The organism is Dyella sp. 01N448 (genome assembly GCF_056399225.1).
In genome coordinates, this window is sequence record NZ_JBFTQX010000005.1 from 380,529 (window position 1) to 396,562 (window position 16,034).

The following is a 16,034-nucleotide window of genomic DNA, read 5'->3' on the forward strand; positions in this document are numbered from 1 at the left end:
GTGGAACGAGGGTGTGACAGGGAACCATCGATCGGTCGGGCGCCAGAAGGCGTCCCGCCATCGCTGCAACAAGCTCAGCTTTACTTATCCACCTTCAGGACGGCAAGGAAGGCTTCCTGCGGAATCTCCACACGGCCCACCTGCTTCATGCGCTTCTTGCCTTCCTTCTGCTTCTCCAGCAGCTTCTTCTTGCGGCTGACGTCGCCGCCGTAGCATTTGGCCAGCACATTCTTTCGCAGCGCCTTCACGGTGGAGCGCGCGACGATCTGAGCACCAATGGCCGCCTGGATGGCCACGTCAAACTGCTGGCGCGGAATCAGATCCTTCATGCGCTCGACCAGGTCGCGACCACGGCGCTCGGCATGGACACGGTGCACGATCAGGCTCAACGCATCCACCCGGTCGCCATTGATCAGCACGTCCACGCGCACGAACGGGCCGGCTTCGAAGCGCTCGAAGTGATAGTCCATCGATGCATAGCCACGCGACACCGACTTCAGGCGATCGAAGAAGTCGAGCACAACTTCGGCGAGCGGCATTTCATAGGTGATCTGCACCTGGGTGGCCAGGTACTGGATGGAGCGCTGCACGCCGCGCTTTTCCTCGCACAGCGTGATGATGTTGCCGATGTAGTCGGCCGGCGTGAGGATGCTGGCGACGATGATGGGCTCGCGGATTTCCTGCATCAGATGCGACGCCGGCAGCTTGGCCGGATTGTCCAGCATCAAGATCGAGCCGTCGCTCTTGAGCACCTCGTACACCACGGTCGGCGCCGTGCTGATCAGGTCCAGGTCGTACTCGCGCTCCAGGCGCTCCTGCACGATCTCCATGTGCAGCATGCCGAGGAAGCCGCAACGAAAACCAAAGCCCATGGCCTCGGAGCTCTCCGGCTCGAAGAACATCGCGGCGTCATTCAGGCGCAGCTTGTCGAGCGCCTCGCGCAGCGCCGGATAGTCGTCGGCCGATACCGGAAACAAACCGGCGAACACGCGCGGCTGCATGGTCTGGAAGCCAGCCAGCGGCTTCTCGGCGGGCTTGGCCGCCAGCGTCAGCGTGTCGCCCACGGGCGCGCCGTGCACGTCCTTGATCGACGCATTGATCCAGCCCACTTCGCCCGGGGACAGCTTGTCGAGCTTCTTGCGCTTGGGCGTGAATACACCCACTTCGCTCACTTCATGCGAGCGGCCGGTGGACATCACCAGCAGCTTGTCGCCCGGCTTGATCTCGCCCTGCATCACGCGGACCAGCGAGACCACACCCAGATAATTGTCGAACCAGGAGTCGATGATCAGCGCCTGCAGGCGATCGGTATCGCCCACCTTCGGCGGCGGAATGCGAGCGACGATCGCCTCGAGCACTTCCACCACGTTCTGGCCGGTCTTGGCGCTCACCGCAACGGCGTCGTCGGCATCGATGCCGATCACCGCCTCGATCTCGCCCTTCACTTTCTCCGGGTCGGCCGTCGGCAAGTCGATCTTGTTGAGGACCGGCACGACCTCCAGCCCCATCTCCACTGCGGTGTAACAGTTGGCCACCGACTGCGCTTCCACGCCTTGCGCAGCGTCCACCACCAGCAGCGCGCCTTCGCACGCAGCCAGCGAGCGGCTGACTTCATAAGAGAAGTCGACGTGTCCCGGGGTGTCGATGAAATTGAGTTGATACGTCTTGCCGTCGCGCGCCGTGTACGGCAGCGACACCGACTGCGCCTTGATGGTGATGCCGCGTTCGCGCTCGATCGGATTATTGTCGAGCACCTGCGCCTCCATCTCGCGTTCGGTCAAGCCGCCGCAGATCTGGATGATGCGGTCCGCCAAGGTGGACTTGCCGTGATCGATATGGGCAATGATGGAGAAATTTCGAATCAGTTCCATGGAGCACGCTAGCGGCGTTCACTGATCTGCGGTACGCGCAGGCAGCGCATGACCGGGATGGTCACACGAACCCAGCATTATCGCATGGAACCGTGCCACTTCGGGCATCGGGAAAAGCGGGCTATCTCAAGGGGATAAGCGAGATCGGAACGCCTCGTTGCGAGGCGTCACGCGATCCCTCCCAAAAGAGCGATGGTGGCCCAAGCGCCCATCGCTCCGCTGGTTCCGGCCCTACGCGACCGGAACACGACCCGTCACCGCGCGGCGACTGCCATCGCCGCCACGGTGACGTCAGTCGTCCTTGCCACCGGGCACGGTCAGCCCGATGAATCCACTCTGGTCGCCATGGCGGACCAGCAAAAGCACGGTATCGCCCGGCTTCGCGCCCTTGGTGGCCTCGCGGAAAGCCGCTGCCGTGCCCACCTTGGTCTGGTTGACCATCAGAATCACGTCGCCCGGCTGCAAGCCGGCCCGCGTCGCCACCGCACCGCTCACCTGGCTGATACCCACGCCTTCGCCAGCCTTGAGGCCAAGCTGCTGGCGACTGTCGCCGTCAAGATCCTGAACGGACAGGCCCAGGGCGCTGGCCGCCGCCTTGGCCGCCGGCTGCTCTGTGTCGGCGGCGGCCATCTTGGCGTTCTTGTCGCGCGGCATTTCCGCCACGGTGACCGGCACATTCTCGCGTTTGCCGTCACGCAGTATCTCAAGGGTGGCCTTGCTGCCCGGGGGCGTCTGGCCCACCAGCGGCGGCAGGTCCGCACTTTGATTGATGCTCTGGCCGTTGTACGCAAGGATCACATCGCCTGGACGGATGCCCGCCTTGTCGGCAGCGCTGCCCTTGTTCACCTGCGTCACGGCCGCGCCGCTCGCATTGTCGAGCTTCAGCGCCTTGACCATGTCGTCGCTGACCTGCTGCACCATCACGCCCAGCTGGCCGCGCGACACATAACCCTTCTCCTTGATCTGCTTGACCACGTTCATGGCCACGTCGATCGGAATGGAGAAGGCCACGCCCTGGTAGCCGCCGGTATTGGAATAGATCTGCGAATTGACGCCGACCACGCGGCCCTGCAGGTCGAACAACGGACCGCCCGAATTGCCGCGATTGATCGGCACGTCGGTCTGGATGAACGAGGTATACGGCTGATCCTGGCTGCCCAGGTTGCGTCCCACCGCACTGACGATGCCTTGCGTCACGGTGTAATCAAAACCGAACGGCGAACCGATCGCCAACACCCACTGGCCCGGCTTGAGCGTGCGCGAGTCGCCAATCGACACCGGCGACAGGCCGCCCTTCGGGTCCACCTTGAGCAGTGCAATGTCGTATTGCGGATCGCTGCCCACCACCTTGGCCGTGAGCACGCGGCGATCCTGCAGGCGCACGGTCACCGTGTCGGCGCCGTCCACCACGTGATTATTGGTGAGCACATAGCCATCACCGGAGATGATGAAACCCGAGCCCAGCGAAGTGTGCTGCTGCTCTTCCGGCGAAGGCATCATCGGCATGCCGAAGAAGCGCCGCAGCATGTCCATCTGCGGATCGTCGTCATCGTCCGGCGCATCGGGCATGCCACGCGCGCCCTGACGGGCCTTCGTCTGCTTCTTGCCGTTGAACTTGGCCTCGACGTGCACCACCGAGGGCGCGTTCTTCTGCACGATGCCGGTGAAATCGGGCAGGCCCGACATCGCCGGCGCCGCGCTCTGGGCCTGCACGCCGCCGGCCAGGGCCAAGCTCATCAAGACGCTGCACGACAGCGTCCGCAAGACAAGTCGATTCATGCACTACTCTCCTTCTGCGTCTCGGGCACACCATGCCAGCCCGCAGATCAGGCAGGCATGGATGGGTGAAAGGGAACGATCAGGCCGCGGCAAGGGACACACGGCCTGGGATCATTGCGGTCCGGCGGCGGACTGCGCGGGCTGCTGGTCCGGGTGAATCAGCAGCAGGTAGCGGCCATCGCCATTGCTGACGACCGGATAGCGTGCGACGCGGTAGGGCGTGAGGCTGTTGCGCGAATACAGCGGCGTGCCACTGTCACCCTCCAGCGTGGCCGAGGCCTGCTGGCTCATCTTGTACGGCACTTCGGAATAGACGTTGAGCCCCGGCGGCGCCACGGCCGGCGATTCCGCCTGCGCGACCTGGGTGTTGCCTTGTGCGGCCGGAGCCGCTGCCGAAGCGACTTGCGGCGAGAGACGATCAGCGCCCTGCCCGGCCGGCTGGGCCACCATCAGCGCGGCCACAGCCACGCCAGCGGCAATCGCGCCGCCGGCAGACCAGTGCAGCCAATGCCGCCGCTTGCCCTGCTGCACGGTGACGCCTTCGCGCTCGATCGCCTGCATCACGCGGGTAGCAAAATCCGCGGAGGCCAGCGCCGGCAACTCGCGACGCAGACCGTCACGGGCGACGTGATAGCGGGACCACTCCTGCTGCAGCGACGCATCGTGATCGAGCCGGCGCAGCAGAAAGCGCAATTCTTCCTTGGACAGTTGCCCGTCCATGCCAGCAGAAAGGTTTTCGCGTTGATGATCTGTCATGGGTTCTTGCCCTCGCGGTCCGACAACAGCGGCCGCAATTTTTCATCGATAGCTTCGCGCGCCCGAAATATACGTGAACGTACCGTACCGATCGGACAGCCCATCGCCTCGGCGATTTCCTCGTAGCTGAGGCCGTCCACTTCACGCAGGGTGATCGCGGTGCGCAATTCCTCAGGCAAGGCTTGGACAGTGGAAAATACCGTTTGTTCAATTTCCTGTCGCATGAGTTCGCGCTCGGGGGTGGCGCTCTCATGCATGCGGTCGGCGCCGGGGACGAAAGCGGCATCGTCGATGGCGATATCGTCGGCCGGCGGGCGGCGGCTCATGGCCACCAGATGGTTCTTGGCCGTATTGACGGCAATCTTGTACAGCCAAGTATAGAAAGCACTCTCGCCACGGAACGACCCGATCGCCCTCCAGGCGCGGATGAAGGCCTCCTGGGCCACGTCTTCACATTCTGCGTGGTTCTTCAGATAACGGGAGACCAGGCCCACGACCTTGTGCTGGTACTTGCGCACCAGTAGATCGAAGGCCCGTTTGTCCCCCTGTTGGACGCGCTCGACCAGCGCGCTGTCCAGTTCATTTTCGCCCATCCGGGCCATCTCCTTCGTCGATGCTGCCACGCGCCCTGGGATGCCTTGTGAATGGATGCGAGCTGCTCAGACAAGAACTTCACGTTCTAGTTCAGAGTGACCCCCATCCCCGGGACGACAAGTGCGCCAACGCGGCGACACCGATGGTGGAAACGCATGGGCACTCCTAAGGGAGCACCGGTCATGACGAAAGGACCACCACCGCCCCAGCAGTGCGGCCCACGGGCGCATCGGGCGCCCTACCCTTGAGTATGGGGCTCTTCGCGGCGCACGCAAGTCATGCGGCGGTATCGCTGATGCCGGCCAGCAGGCGCTGGCGCTCCAGCAACAGCTTCTCGAACACCGGCTGCGGCAGCGGACGGCAGAACAGGAAGCCCTGCAGTTCATCGCAGTCGTTGGCGCGCAGGAATTCCATGTGCTGCTCGGTCTCCACGCCCTCGGCCACTACGCCACGCTTGAGGCGGTGCGCCATCTCGATGGTGGCGCGCACGATAGCCTCGTCATCGGGATCCACGCCGATGTTCTTGACGAAACTCTGGTCGATCTTGATGCGGTCGGCCGGCAGCTTGCGCAGGTAATCGAGCGAAGCGGCACCGGTGCCGAAGTCGTCGATCGCGATGCGCACGCCTAGCCGGTGCAGACCTTGCAAGTTCTCCACCAGGTTGGGCGCGGCCTTGATGCTGATGCTTTCGGTGATCTCCATTTCCAGCAGGTTGGCCTCCAGCCCGCTTTCATCGAGCGCGGCCGAGACCACTTCCAGCAGGTTGGGCTGCATCAGCTGCACCGCCGACAGATTCACGCCCAGTCGCAGGCCGAGACCGAAGCGGCGCTCCCATTCCTGGGCGTGCCGGCAGGCCGCGCGCAATACCCATTCGCCGATGGAAACGATCAGCCCGGTTTCCTCGGCCAGTGGAATGAAAAAGCCCGGGCCGATGAAACCCAGTTCCGGGTGCTCCCAGCGAACCAGCGCCTCCATGCCCACGATGTCTTCAGTGACCGCATCCACCTGCGGCTGGTAGAACACGCGCAGCTCGCCCTTGTGCTCGGCATGGCGCAGGCCGGATTTCAACGCGAGGTTCTGCTGCTGCGACTGTTCGGCACTGCCTTCGAAAATCTGATAGTTGTTGCGGCCCAGACTCTTGGCGGCATACATCGCCTCGTCGGCGTGCTTGAGCAGCGTATCGGCGTCGGGGGCATCGTCGGGGAAGAAGCTCACGCCGATCGACGCCGTCACTTGCAGCTCCGTGCCGTCGTCGATGCGCAAAGGAGCGCCCATCACCTGCACGATCTTCTCGGCGATGCGCAGCACGTCTTCGTTCTTGACGATATGACGCAGGATCACCACGAATTCGTCGCCGGCATAGCGCGCCACCGTATCGGAGGCACGCACGCTGCCGCGCAAGCGCTGCGTGGTGGTCAGCAACACCTGGTCGCCGACCGCGTGACCCAGTGTGTCGTTGACGGTCTTGAAGCGATCCAGATCGACGAACAGCAACGCAAAGCACTCGCCCGTGCGATTGGCCTCGCGGATCACCGTATCCAGTCGGTCGTTGAACAACAGGCGATTGGGCAGGCCGGTCAAGGCATCGAGCAGACCTTCGGCGCGGCCTTGCTCACGCGTATGACGCAACTCGATCGCGTGCGCGAATCGCGACGCGGCGCACCGAAGTACAGGCTGCACGATGTCCAGCGCCGGCAGCGGCTGGCGCGTACCGACCAGCAAGGCGCCCAGCACGGTGCGTCGCTCGTCCTGCAGCGGCCAGCCCGCAAAACCGGCCAGACCCAGCTGCGCGAGCAAGGGATCCATCGGCGCAAGCCGTCCGGCATCGGCCTGATGCAGCATGGCCTGACCCGACAGCACCAGCCGCAACGAACTTTGCAGATGCGGCCCTGGCCACAGCTGCTCGTCGCCACGCCAGTACTGCACGAGCTGTACCGGCGCACCGCCTTCGTCGGGTCGCGCGGACCAGACTGCAACATAGTCCAGGCCCATTTCCTCGAACAACAGGCGGGCCGCTTCGGTGATGCCTTCGTCGCCGCTGCCGGCGGCGAACATGCGTGCCAGCAAGCTGAGCGCCACTTCGGCGCGGGCACTGGCCCGATCGCTGCGGAACATCAAGGCGACCGCGTCGCGACCGGCGTGCTGAATCGCACGTGCGCTGGCCTCGCCAGCATCGGCACCACGCGATGAACGTCGACGGCCGGCATGCCACTGGCGCGAACCTTCGGCAATCACCTGCTCGATGGTCGCATCCTTGAAGGCCAGCACGTCCTTGAGCGGCCGGCCGCGCAATTCGTGATCGCCCAGCCCGCTGTTGCGCGCCACGGCCGGACTGAAATCGACCAGCTGGCCACGCACGGGGTCGACGATCAACCACTCGCTGTCGACCTCGTCGAAGGCAAAGCGATAGTCGCCACCCGTTGACGTTGCCAGGCCTTCGCCGCTGCTGTCCTGTCGCGCAACCATGCGATGGACCCGCTGCCAGCGCGAGAGCAGTTCGTGCTCGATCTGCGAGGCATACAGCCAATCGGCAATGCCCGCTGGCAACACATTGGGCTTGAGCACGGCTGCGTCGTCGAGCACGGCCAGAATGGGCGCCCCGATGCAGGCCGGTACGCCGCGCAAAACATCGATGCCCGCCATGCCCTCGCGACCATCGCCCTCGAACACGATCACGATCAGCGCCAGCGGCGGCCGACCCTCGAGCAGGATGCCTGCGTGGGTGGCATCGCGGGCGGAATGCACCACGAAATGCCCGTCACGATCGAACGTGTCGAACAGGGCTCGGCGCAGCTCACGCTGCGCGGCAACGACCAGGATGCCCGCGTTGCTCGTCATATCAGAGGATCCAACGACCGTCGCGCAGGCGCGGACGCTGGGCGGGCTCGGACTGGCAGCTCAGGCGCACCAGCACGTCGTTGAAACTGGCCACGAAGGACTCCGGCGGATCGAGCATGACCACGCGGCGCACGTGCCCGGACGTGGCGCGCGCCAACTGTCGCAGCAGGGTGGCGTCGGCCATCGGCAGCGGGAGCGGCAGGCGCTGCAGCAGATAGATGCCGAAATGATTGCTCTGCAGCATGTAGCGCAGCGCGATATTGAGGCGTTGGGAACCGGGCAAGCCGACGTGCTCCTCGCGCAGGTTGCCCAGTCCCAACTCCGGATTCCACAAGTAGACGGCCTGTCCGCTCCGCCGTACCAGCGGGCGCAACAGCCCGACCAGGCCGACCTTGTCCCCGCCCTCGAGCGCAATCAAATTGCCCCGGGCCGCTAGGATGCGCTCGAGGATTTCGGCGCCGCCCTGCAAGGGGCTGGCGGGAGTGGCGATGGAGGTATTCATTCGGGTCTAAATTACGTGTTCTGCGTCGGTTCGCATAGGGAGGGACCAAGCCTCGCCGGAAACGGTGGCGTATTTCATGCGGCAGCGCACAGCACGGGTTTTTACAGGGTGTTCATCCTCCCCCGGGTCGTCTCGCAATCCTCGCTACGGGAGGGTATGGTGCAAGGCCTCGTGGCCACTCTCTTTATCCCCATGTTCGAAGGATTGCGCTTCAATCATTGGAAGACGAGCCTGGATGACAGCGGCATCGTCACCCTCTCCCTCGATCGCGCCGGCAGCAAGGTCAACGCCATTTCGCGCGACGTGCTGGACGAACTGGGCCAGATCGTGGAGCGCCTGGCCATCGAGAAGCCGGCCGGCGTGCTGATCCATTCGGCCAAGCCGTTCGGCTTTGCCGTAGGCGCTGACATCAAGGAATTCGTCACCTACGCCCAACAGGGCACGGTGCTGGAGAACATCGAGAACGGCCAGCGCGTGTACGAATCGCTGGCGCGCCTGCCTTGCCCCACCGTGGCAGCCATCCATGGCGCCTGCATGGGCGGCGGCACCGAACTGATCCTGGCCTGCCGCCAGCGCATCGCCGCCGATGACGACAAGACGCGCATCGGGCTGCCCGAAGTGATGCTGGGCATCCATCCGGGTTGGGGCGGCACGGCCCGCCTTCCGCGATTGATCGGCGCCACCGATGCCCTGCCCGTCATGCTTACCGGCAAGGCTTTGTCGGCCAAACGCGCCTTGGCACTGGGCGTGGTCGACCGGCTCGCACCGCCCGCCGAATTGCTGGCCGAGGCCCGCGCCCTGCTGCGTCGCCCGCATGCACGCCCGTTCGCCCTGCGCGCGAAAGCCTGGGCTACCAACACCTGGCTGGCGCGCCAGCTGCTCGCGCCGATGGTGATCAAACAGACGGCCGCCAAGGTACGCAAGGAGCACTACCCCGCACCGTTCGCCTTGATCGACGTATGGAAACGCGGAGGCGCCAGCATCCAGCAACGCCTCAAGCTCGAGGCGCGCTCGGTGGCCAAGCTGGCCGAAACCTCGACGGCGCAGAACCTGATCCGCATCTTCTTCTTGCAGGAACGCATGAAGAGTCAAGGCAGCGGTATCGAGCACGGCATCAAGCATGTGCACGTAGTCGGCGCTGGCGTGATGGGCGGCGATATCGCGGCCTGGGCGGCCTTCAAGGGCTTCGAGGTCACGCTGCAGGACCGCGAGATGAAGTTCATCCAGCCCGCGCTGGATCGCGCCCGCCAGCTCTACGAAAAGAAGCTCAAGACGGCCGACAAGGTCGATGCGGCGGTTCGTCGCCTGCGCGCCGACGTGGAAGGCAAAGGCGTGGCCACGGCCGACCTGGCGATCGAAGCGATCTTCGAGAATGCCGAGGCGAAGAAGGCGCTGTACGCGACCATCGAGCCGCAGTTCCAATCCAACGAACTGCTCGCCACCAATACGTCGAGCATTCCGCTGGACGAACTGCGCGTCGGCCTGAAGGCGCCACAGCGCTTCCTTGGCCTGCACTTCTTCAACCCGGTGGCGCAGATGCCGCTGGTGGAAGTGGTACGTCACGATCAGCTCGATGCGAACGCCGAGCAGCGCGCGCTCGCCTTCTGCAAGGCTATCGGCAAGTTGCCGGTGGCGGTCAAAGGAACCCCAGGCTTCCTGGTCAATCGCATCCTGATGCCTTACCTGCTCGAAGCCATGCGTCTGTACAGCGAAGGCGTGCCGGGCCCGGTGCTCGACAAGGAAGCAAAGAAATTCGGCATGCCGATGGGCCCGATCGAACTGGCCGACACGGTAGGCCTGGACGTCTGTGCGTCCGTCGGCAAGGAGCTCGCTCCCTTCCTTGGACTGGAATTGCCGCCCGGCCTGGAAGACAAGCTGGCTGCCGGCAAACGTGGCAAGAAGGACGGTCAGGGCATCTATGTCTGGCAGGACGGCAAGCCCGTGAAACCGGAAGTCGATCCCGACTATGCCGTTCCCGCCGACCTGCAGGACCGCATGATCCTTCCCATGGTCAACGAAGCCGTAGCCTGCCTGGCCGACCAGGTGGTCGACGATGCCGACCTGCTCGATGCCGGCGTGATCTTCGGCACCGGTTTTGCCCCGTTCCGCGGCGGTCCGATCCAGTACGTGCGCAGCGAAGGCGCCGCCGTGGTGAAGGGCAAACTCGAACGCCTCGCCCAGCGTTATGGCGAACGCTTCACGCCGAAGAACGGCTGGGATTTGCCGACGCTCGCCAAGACGGGTTTCGATTTACCCACCGGTGACGCGCAAGGTGACGATGCCGACGCCTGATCGACCCTCGTATGCACCAAAAAAAAACGCCCGGCATCGACCGGGCGTTTTTTCGTCGGCGTGCTTAAAGCGATCCGCTTACCACATCAAATCATCCGGCACGCCATCTTCGCCGACGCTACCAGTGCTGCCCGGCTCCACCAGCAAGGCGATCTGGTTGGCGTCGACCGCCTTCACCTGTTCGGCAAGCTCGCGCGTCACCACCAGGTAACGTCCCTGCTGCTGCACCACGCCAAGCTCACCCGCATTGATCGCCTTGAGTTGATCAGCGTCGACATGCACGCGGCGAATCTTGCCGCCGTATTCGAAATGCCGAACATGATCGACGTCAGGCTTGTTCAAGGTCTTGCCGTCCAGCAACTGCTGGATCTTCAGCTTGCGCTCGCGACGAACACGCGCTTCCTCGGCCGCCGCCTGCTCGGCACGCTTGCGCTCATTCGCTTCGGTCTGTGCGCGGATCGCATAAGCCTTGGCCAGGTCGATCTCCTCCTGGCTCTTGGGGCCGGAAGGCTTGCCGTGCGGCTTGTGCTGGCCCGGCTTGCCGCCCTTGGACGGCGAACCGCCCTGGCGCTGCGGGTAAGACTTGCCAGCGGGCGGCGCCGGCGGGCGCTTCTCTTCGCGGACCTGTTTGACGATGCCGCTCTTGAGCAGCTGATCGCGCAGGGAATCGGCCATGGTTGAAACTCGCTTGCTGTAGTGCTGTTACGAAAAGAGAGAGATCGATCAATAGTGCGGCGGCGGTGGCTCGCTGTGCGGATCATGCCCTTGCGAACCACGCAACGAGGACAGCTCGCTGCGCAATCCACGAATGACATCCTCCAGCGCAGCCAGACGCATCGACAGCTCCGCATCGGCTGAAGCCAGCGCGTTCACCGTGTCATCGACAAAGGTGAGCCGCACTTCCAGCTCCGTCAATCGTTGCTGCAAGGTGTCGTCGGACATGCTCACTGCCTCAGGCTGCGACCGCGACCGATACCGTAGTACGCCAGGCCCGCCTCTTCCACTGCGGCCGGATCGTAGAGATTGCGGCCATCGAACACTGCCGGTTCGGCGAGCATGCTGCGGATGCGGACGAAATCGGGACTGCGGAAGGCCTTCCACTCCGTCACGATCGCGAGCACGTCGGCACCATCGAGTGCCTGATAGGCGCTGTCGCACAGCACCAGATCGTCGCGATCGCCATAGATGCGATGCGTCTCGTGGCGTGCTTCCGGATCGAACGCGCGCACTTTGGCGCGCGCCTTCCACAAGGCCTCCATCAGGTTGCGGCTCGATGCCTCGCGCATGTCATCTGTGTTCGGCTTGAAGGCCAGGCCCCACAGGGCAATCGTCTTGCCCGCGAGTTCGCCATTGAAGTGACGCGAAATCAGCTCGAACAGCTTGGTCTTCTGATCGTGGTTCACCGACTCCACCGCACCCAGCAAACGGGCGCTGTAACCGACGCCGCGCGCGGTGCGCTCCAGCGCCTGTACGTCCTTGGGGAAACACGAGCCACCGTAACCCGCACCCGGATAGATGAAGTGGTAGCCGATGCGCGGATCCGAACCGATACCCTGGCGCACCAGCTCGATGTCCGCACCCACCCGCTCGGCGATATTGGCGATCTCGTTCATGAAGCTGATCTTGGTGGCGAGCATCGCGTTCGCCGCGTACTTGGTCAGCTCGGCGGAACGCTCGTCCATCACCACCGTGCGATCGTGGTTGCGATTGAACGGTGCATACAGCTTGCGCAACACGCCGATGGCGCGTTCGCTGGAGCTGCCGATGACGATGCGGTCGGGGCGCAGGCAGTCTTCCACTGCGTCGCCTTCCTTCAGGAATTCCGGATTGGACACCACGTCGAACTCGACGGACACGCCGCGCTTGGCGAGCTCGCCCGCGATCGCGTCGCGTACCTTGTCCGCCGTGCCCACGGGCACGGTCGACTTGTTCACCACCACCGTGTAACGGTCCATGTGCTGGCCGACCGTTCGCGCCACGCTGAGCACGTACTTCAGATCCGCACTGCCGTCTTCGTCCGGCGGCGTGCCTACGGCAATGAAGACGACCTGGCCGTGCGCAATGCCCGGAGCCGGATCGGTGGTGAAGTCCAGCTGTCCGCTCGCATGGTTGCGCTTGACCAGAGGCTCCAGGCCCGGCTCATAAATGGGGATGTCGCCGTTCTTCAGGCGCTCCACCTTGCCCGCGTCGATATCAACGCAGACCACGTGGTTGCCCATTTCCGCCAGGCAGGCGCCGGTGACCAAACCCACATAGCCGGTGCCGAAAATCGTGACCTTCATTGTCGTGAAAACTCCAGGAGACAAGAATCCGATTCTAACAGGCCCGCCCTGACCACGGCTGCAGACCAAGCGCCGCCCCGCGACCAAAAGCCGCCGGCCACAAAAGACACGGGGCGCGAATTGCTTCGCGCCCCGTGGATGGTTCAACCAGCTTTGGTGGCGATTACTTCGCGCCGCCAGCCTGATCAGCAGCGGCCGTCGGGCCGGTCTTGACCAGGGTGACGTCGAAGATGATCGTCGAGTTCGGCGGGAAGCCGTTCTGCGGCTGGGCGCCGTAGGCGATGTTGGACGGGATGAAGAACTTGTAGTGACCGCCAACCTGCATCAGCTGCATGCCTTCACGGAAGCCCGGAATCACGCCAGCGAGCGGGATGGAAGCGGCGCCGCCGCCTTCATGCTTGGACGAATCGTCGAACACTTCGCCGTTCACGAACGAACCGACGTAGTTGACCTGCACGGTGTCGCTCGGACCCGGGCGGGCGCCCGTACCCTGGCTGATCACCTGGTACTGCAGACCCGAAGCGGTGGTCTTCACGCCCGGCGCGGTCTTGTTCTTGGCGAGGAATGCAGCGCCTTCGCTCTGGTTCTTGGAGGCGACCTGGGTGTACTCGGCCTTGGCCTTGGCCTGCAGATTGGCCACGAACGCGTCACGAACCTGCTTGGCTTCGGCTTCGCTCATGGTCGGCTTCTGGCCCGACAGGGCGGACTGCAGCGCGCGAGCGACCGTAGCCGGATCCACTTCAGCGCGAACCAGCGGCGGCAGCGAGCTGGCCAGATCCCAACCGACCACGTAGCTGGCCTTGGTCTTGTCCACGGCAGCCGGAGCTGCGGCGGCGGGGGCGGCTGCGGGCTTCGCGGCCTGTGCGTGCACGCCAGCGGTCGAGCCCAGAGCAACAGCGAGCGCGGCCGCCGTCAGCGTGGGACGCAGAAAATGCTTCATGTAGAACTCCCTCGTATTGGATATGCCGGCGCTACCGGACTTAAGGCCCCCCCGATGGAGGCAGGCCCCGCATTGTGCGGTGCTTGCTTAGTCTTGGCAACGATAGTGGCGGTATGACCGTCAGTCGTGATTAAAAGTTCACGTTTCGACGAAAAACGTGGATTTTTACGAATTGTGCACGCGCATTCCCGTAGGCCCGCGCCGCTCAGGATCAGCCATGGCCCTCCCCTGACCGCCCCGGTTTATCCAGGGTGTCGCGCAAAGCCGCCTGAAGTCGCGCATGGACCTGCACGAGGAGGCGCCACAGCAGCCACGCAAGCAGCAGCAAAACCAGCACCAATACAATCGCCACCTCGCGCGGCGGCAGGATGGTCGAGGCCAGGGCCGCCACCAGCAGGCCCAGCACCCACATGGTCGCAAGCGGAATGAAACGCGCCATCACGGCGCGGATGCGCATGTTGTAGGCGCCACCAATGCGTTCGGGAATGYTCAACTCTGCCAGCAGCATGCCGAGCGCCGAGGCCTTGCGATACGCCGCCACAATCATCGGCAGTGAGACGATGGCCGCAATTGACCAGGCCAGGCTGCGCTTTACCTGCGGGCTGTCGGCCAGCCAATCCCAATGGAAGAAACCGCGGCGATACAGGTAGGACATGATCAGAAACGCCGCCACCACCAGCATCATATTGATGATCACGTGCCACACCAGGCGACGGATCATCTTGGCCACCACCACGCCCTGCCCGCCCAGGCTAAGGTTGCCCATCCAGTCCGTATAGGCGCTCAGCAGGCCGGTAAGGCCCTGAGGCAACCGACGCGATAGCCCACTGGCCAACGGATCCGATGCACGGATCAGGTAAGGCGTGAGAAACGTGGTGATGGCCGATACCGCCACCGCCACCGGATAGAGAAAACCGCTGGTCACCTTGAGCGTCAGTCCCAGCGAGGCGATGACAAAAGAAAACTCGCCGATCTGCGCCAGCCCCATGCCCACGCGCAACGAGGTGCGCCCGTCATTGCCCGCCACAAATGTGCCAAAGCTGCAGGTAATGACCTTGCCCAGCACCACGACCGTGGTGACGACGATGATGGGCAGCCAGTACTCCTTGAGCATCGCCGGGTCGATCAGCATGCCGATGGCGACGAAGAAGATCGCACTGAACATGTCGCGCACCGGCCCGATGATGCGCTCGATCCGCTCCACACTCTGCGATTCGCCCACGATCGCACCGATCATGAAGGCGCCGAGCGCCACGCTGTAACCCATCTCGGTGACCAGCAGGCAGAAGCCGAAACACAGCCCGAGCACGGCCACGAGCAGCACGTCGTCGCGACTGACGCGCGCGATGTAATCGATCACGCGGGGCACCAGCAGCAGGCCGACCACCAGCGATACGGCCATGAACAGCGTGAGGCGACCGACGGCAGCCATCGCTTCGCTGGCCTCCAGACCTCCGGTACTGGCGATGCCGGTAAGCAAGGCCATCAGCACGATCGCGATCACGTCCTCGATGATCAGGATCCCGAACATCAGTTGCGCGAAGCGCTCGCGCTTGAGGTCCAGATCATCGAGCGCCTTCATGATGATGGTGGTCGAGGACATCGAAAGCATCGCGCCGAGGAACAGCGCATCCATCGAACTCCAGCCGAAGAAGCGGCCGATCTCGTAGCCCAGCCACAACATCAGCACGATTTCGCACACCGCCGCGACCAGCGCGGCGCCGCCTACCTCGCGCAGCTTTTTCAGGCTGAATTCCAGGCCCAGGGCGAACAGCAGCAGGATCATGCCGAGCTCGGACAAGGTGCGGATGGTCTGCTCGTCGTGGATGAACACCACGGGAAACGTATAAGGCCCCACCAGCACGCCGGCGATGATGTATCCAAGCACGACCGGCTGACGCAGCCGCTGAAAAATCACCGTGGTCAGGCCCGCGATCAGCATGACGGTCGCGAGGTCCTGGATGAAGTGCAAATCGTGCATCAATGAAATCCGTCGGAGCGTTCCGCAAGACTAACAATCGCGCACCCGATGCACAGCACTACGTGATGACGCGGATCATCAGAGCGACAAAATTGGCGCTCGCATCGAACGCGCGGCAAACTCAGGCGCAGCTAACTGCTTGTTGTGATTCATTCGTGAAGAAAAGTTGAAATATTTTCACGACGAACGCTTGACGAAA

General features: G+C 63.8%; 12 protein-coding genes. 1 reads left to right on the plus strand and 11 read right to left on the minus strand.

From position 1 onward, the window contains the following. Positions 1-80: 80 nt before the first annotated feature. The 6 genes from lepA to AC1DKY_RS11400 form a co-directional block, all read right to left on the minus strand. A complete protein-coding gene (gene lepA, locus AC1DKY_RS11375; RefSeq protein WP_441603237.1) occupies positions 81-1,871 on the minus strand; it encodes a translation elongation factor 4 in 1,791 nt (596 codons plus the stop codon). Between the two features lie 291 nt (positions 1,872-2,162). Beyond that, on the minus strand, positions 2,163-3,650 hold the full coding sequence (locus AC1DKY_RS11380) for a Do family serine endopeptidase (RefSeq protein WP_441603236.1): 1,488 nt from the start codon (positions 3,648-3,650) through the stop codon (positions 2,163-2,165). A 111-nt stretch (positions 3,651-3,761) separates the two neighbouring features. Further along, the gene (locus AC1DKY_RS11385) at positions 3,762-4,406 is read right to left on the minus strand and encodes a sigma-E factor negative regulatory protein (RefSeq protein ID WP_441603235.1); all 645 of its coding nucleotides are present in this window, start codon (positions 4,404-4,406) and stop codon (positions 3,762-3,764) included. Further along, entirely contained in the window at positions 4,403-4,999 is a 597-nt protein-coding gene (gene rpoE, locus AC1DKY_RS11390; protein ID WP_046971630.1) for an RNA polymerase sigma factor RpoE, read from the minus strand. Before rpoE ends, AC1DKY_RS11385 begins: the two co-directional genes overlap by 4 nt. A 277-nt stretch (positions 5,000-5,276) precedes the next feature. Continuing rightward, entirely contained in the window at positions 5,277-7,838 is a 2,562-nt protein-coding gene (locus tag AC1DKY_RS11395; protein ID WP_441603234.1) for a putative bifunctional diguanylate cyclase/phosphodiesterase, read from the minus strand. A gap of 1 nt (position 7,839) precedes the next feature. Next, positions 7,840-8,340, minus strand: a complete 501-nt coding sequence (locus AC1DKY_RS11400; protein ID WP_046971628.1) for a hypothetical protein — start codon at positions 8,338-8,340, stop codon at positions 7,840-7,842. Between the two features lie 192 nt (positions 8,341-8,532). Here AC1DKY_RS11400 and AC1DKY_RS11405 point away from each other — a divergent pair, with 192 nt between their 5' ends. After that, entirely contained in the window at positions 8,533-10,632 is a 2,100-nt protein-coding gene (locus AC1DKY_RS11405) for a 3-hydroxyacyl-CoA dehydrogenase NAD-binding domain-containing protein (RefSeq protein ID WP_441603362.1), read from the plus strand. Between the two features lie 78 nt (positions 10,633-10,710). Here the strand turns inward: AC1DKY_RS11405 and AC1DKY_RS11410 are convergent, their stop codons facing one another. The 5 genes from AC1DKY_RS11410 to AC1DKY_RS11430 all read right to left on the minus strand — a co-directional run bounded on the left by AC1DKY_RS11410 (position 10,711) and on the right by AC1DKY_RS11430 (position 15,835). Next, the gene (locus AC1DKY_RS11410; protein ID WP_441603233.1) at positions 10,711-11,307 is read right to left on the minus strand and encodes a DUF2058 domain-containing protein; all 597 of its coding nucleotides are present in this window, start codon (positions 11,305-11,307) and stop codon (positions 10,711-10,713) included. 48 nt (positions 11,308-11,355) lie between these two features. Then, complete coding sequence (locus AC1DKY_RS11415) at positions 11,356-11,574, minus strand: SlyX family protein (protein ID WP_441603232.1); 219 nt, start codon at positions 11,572-11,574, stop codon at positions 11,356-11,358. Positions 11,575-11,576: 2 nt separating this feature from the next. Next, positions 11,577-12,914, minus strand: a complete 1,338-nt coding sequence (locus tag AC1DKY_RS11420) for a UDP-glucose dehydrogenase family protein (RefSeq protein WP_441603231.1) — start codon at positions 12,912-12,914, stop codon at positions 11,577-11,579. 163 nt (positions 12,915-13,077) lie between these two features. Continuing rightward, positions 13,078-13,854 (minus strand): FKBP-type peptidyl-prolyl cis-trans isomerase N-terminal domain-containing protein, encoded by a 777-nt coding sequence (locus AC1DKY_RS11425; RefSeq protein ID WP_441603230.1) that lies wholly within the window; start codon positions 13,852-13,854, stop codon positions 13,078-13,080. A 211-nt stretch (positions 13,855-14,065) separates the two neighbouring features. Beyond that, entirely contained in the window at positions 14,066-15,835 is a 1,770-nt protein-coding gene (locus AC1DKY_RS11430) for a cation:proton antiporter (RefSeq protein ID WP_477179928.1), read from the minus strand. Positions 15,836-16,034 lie beyond the last annotated feature (199 nt).

Coding starts and splice junctions, on each gene's coding strand:
- AC1DKY_RS11395 (WP_441603234.1), bottom strand. CDS start 7,838: ATGACGAGCAACGCGGGCATCCTGGTCGTTGCCGCGCAGCGTGAGCTG.
- AC1DKY_RS11405 (WP_441603362.1), top strand. CDS start 8,533: ATGTTCGAAGGATTGCGCTTCAATCATTGGAAGACGAGCCTGGATGAC.
- AC1DKY_RS11410 (WP_441603233.1), bottom strand. CDS start 11,307: ATGGCCGATTCCCTGCGCGATCAGCTGCTCAAGAGCGGCATCGTCAAA.
- AC1DKY_RS11400 (WP_046971628.1), bottom strand. CDS start 8,340: ATGAATACCTCCATCGCCACTCCCGCCAGCCCCTTGCAGGGCGGCGCC.
- AC1DKY_RS11420 (WP_441603231.1), bottom strand. CDS start 12,914: ATGAAGGTCACGATTTTCGGCACCGGCTATGTGGGTTTGGTCACCGGC.
- rpoE (WP_046971630.1), bottom strand. CDS start 4,999: ATGGGCGAAAATGAACTGGACAGCGCGCTGGTCGAGCGCGTCCAACAG.
- AC1DKY_RS11380 (WP_441603236.1), bottom strand. CDS start 3,650: ATGAATCGACTTGTCTTGCGGACGCTGTCGTGCAGCGTCTTGATGAGC.
- AC1DKY_RS11425 (WP_441603230.1), bottom strand. CDS start 13,854: ATGAAGCATTTTCTGCGTCCCACGCTGACGGCGGCCGCGCTCGCTGTT.
- AC1DKY_RS11385 (WP_441603235.1), bottom strand. CDS start 4,406: ATGACAGATCATCAACGCGAAAACCTTTCTGCTGGCATGGACGGGCAA.
- AC1DKY_RS11415 (WP_441603232.1), bottom strand. CDS start 11,574: ATGTCCGACGACACCTTGCAGCAACGATTGACGGAGCTGGAAGTGCGG.
- lepA (WP_441603237.1), bottom strand. CDS start 1,871: ATGGAACTGATTCGAAATTTCTCCATCATTGCCCATATCGATCACGGC.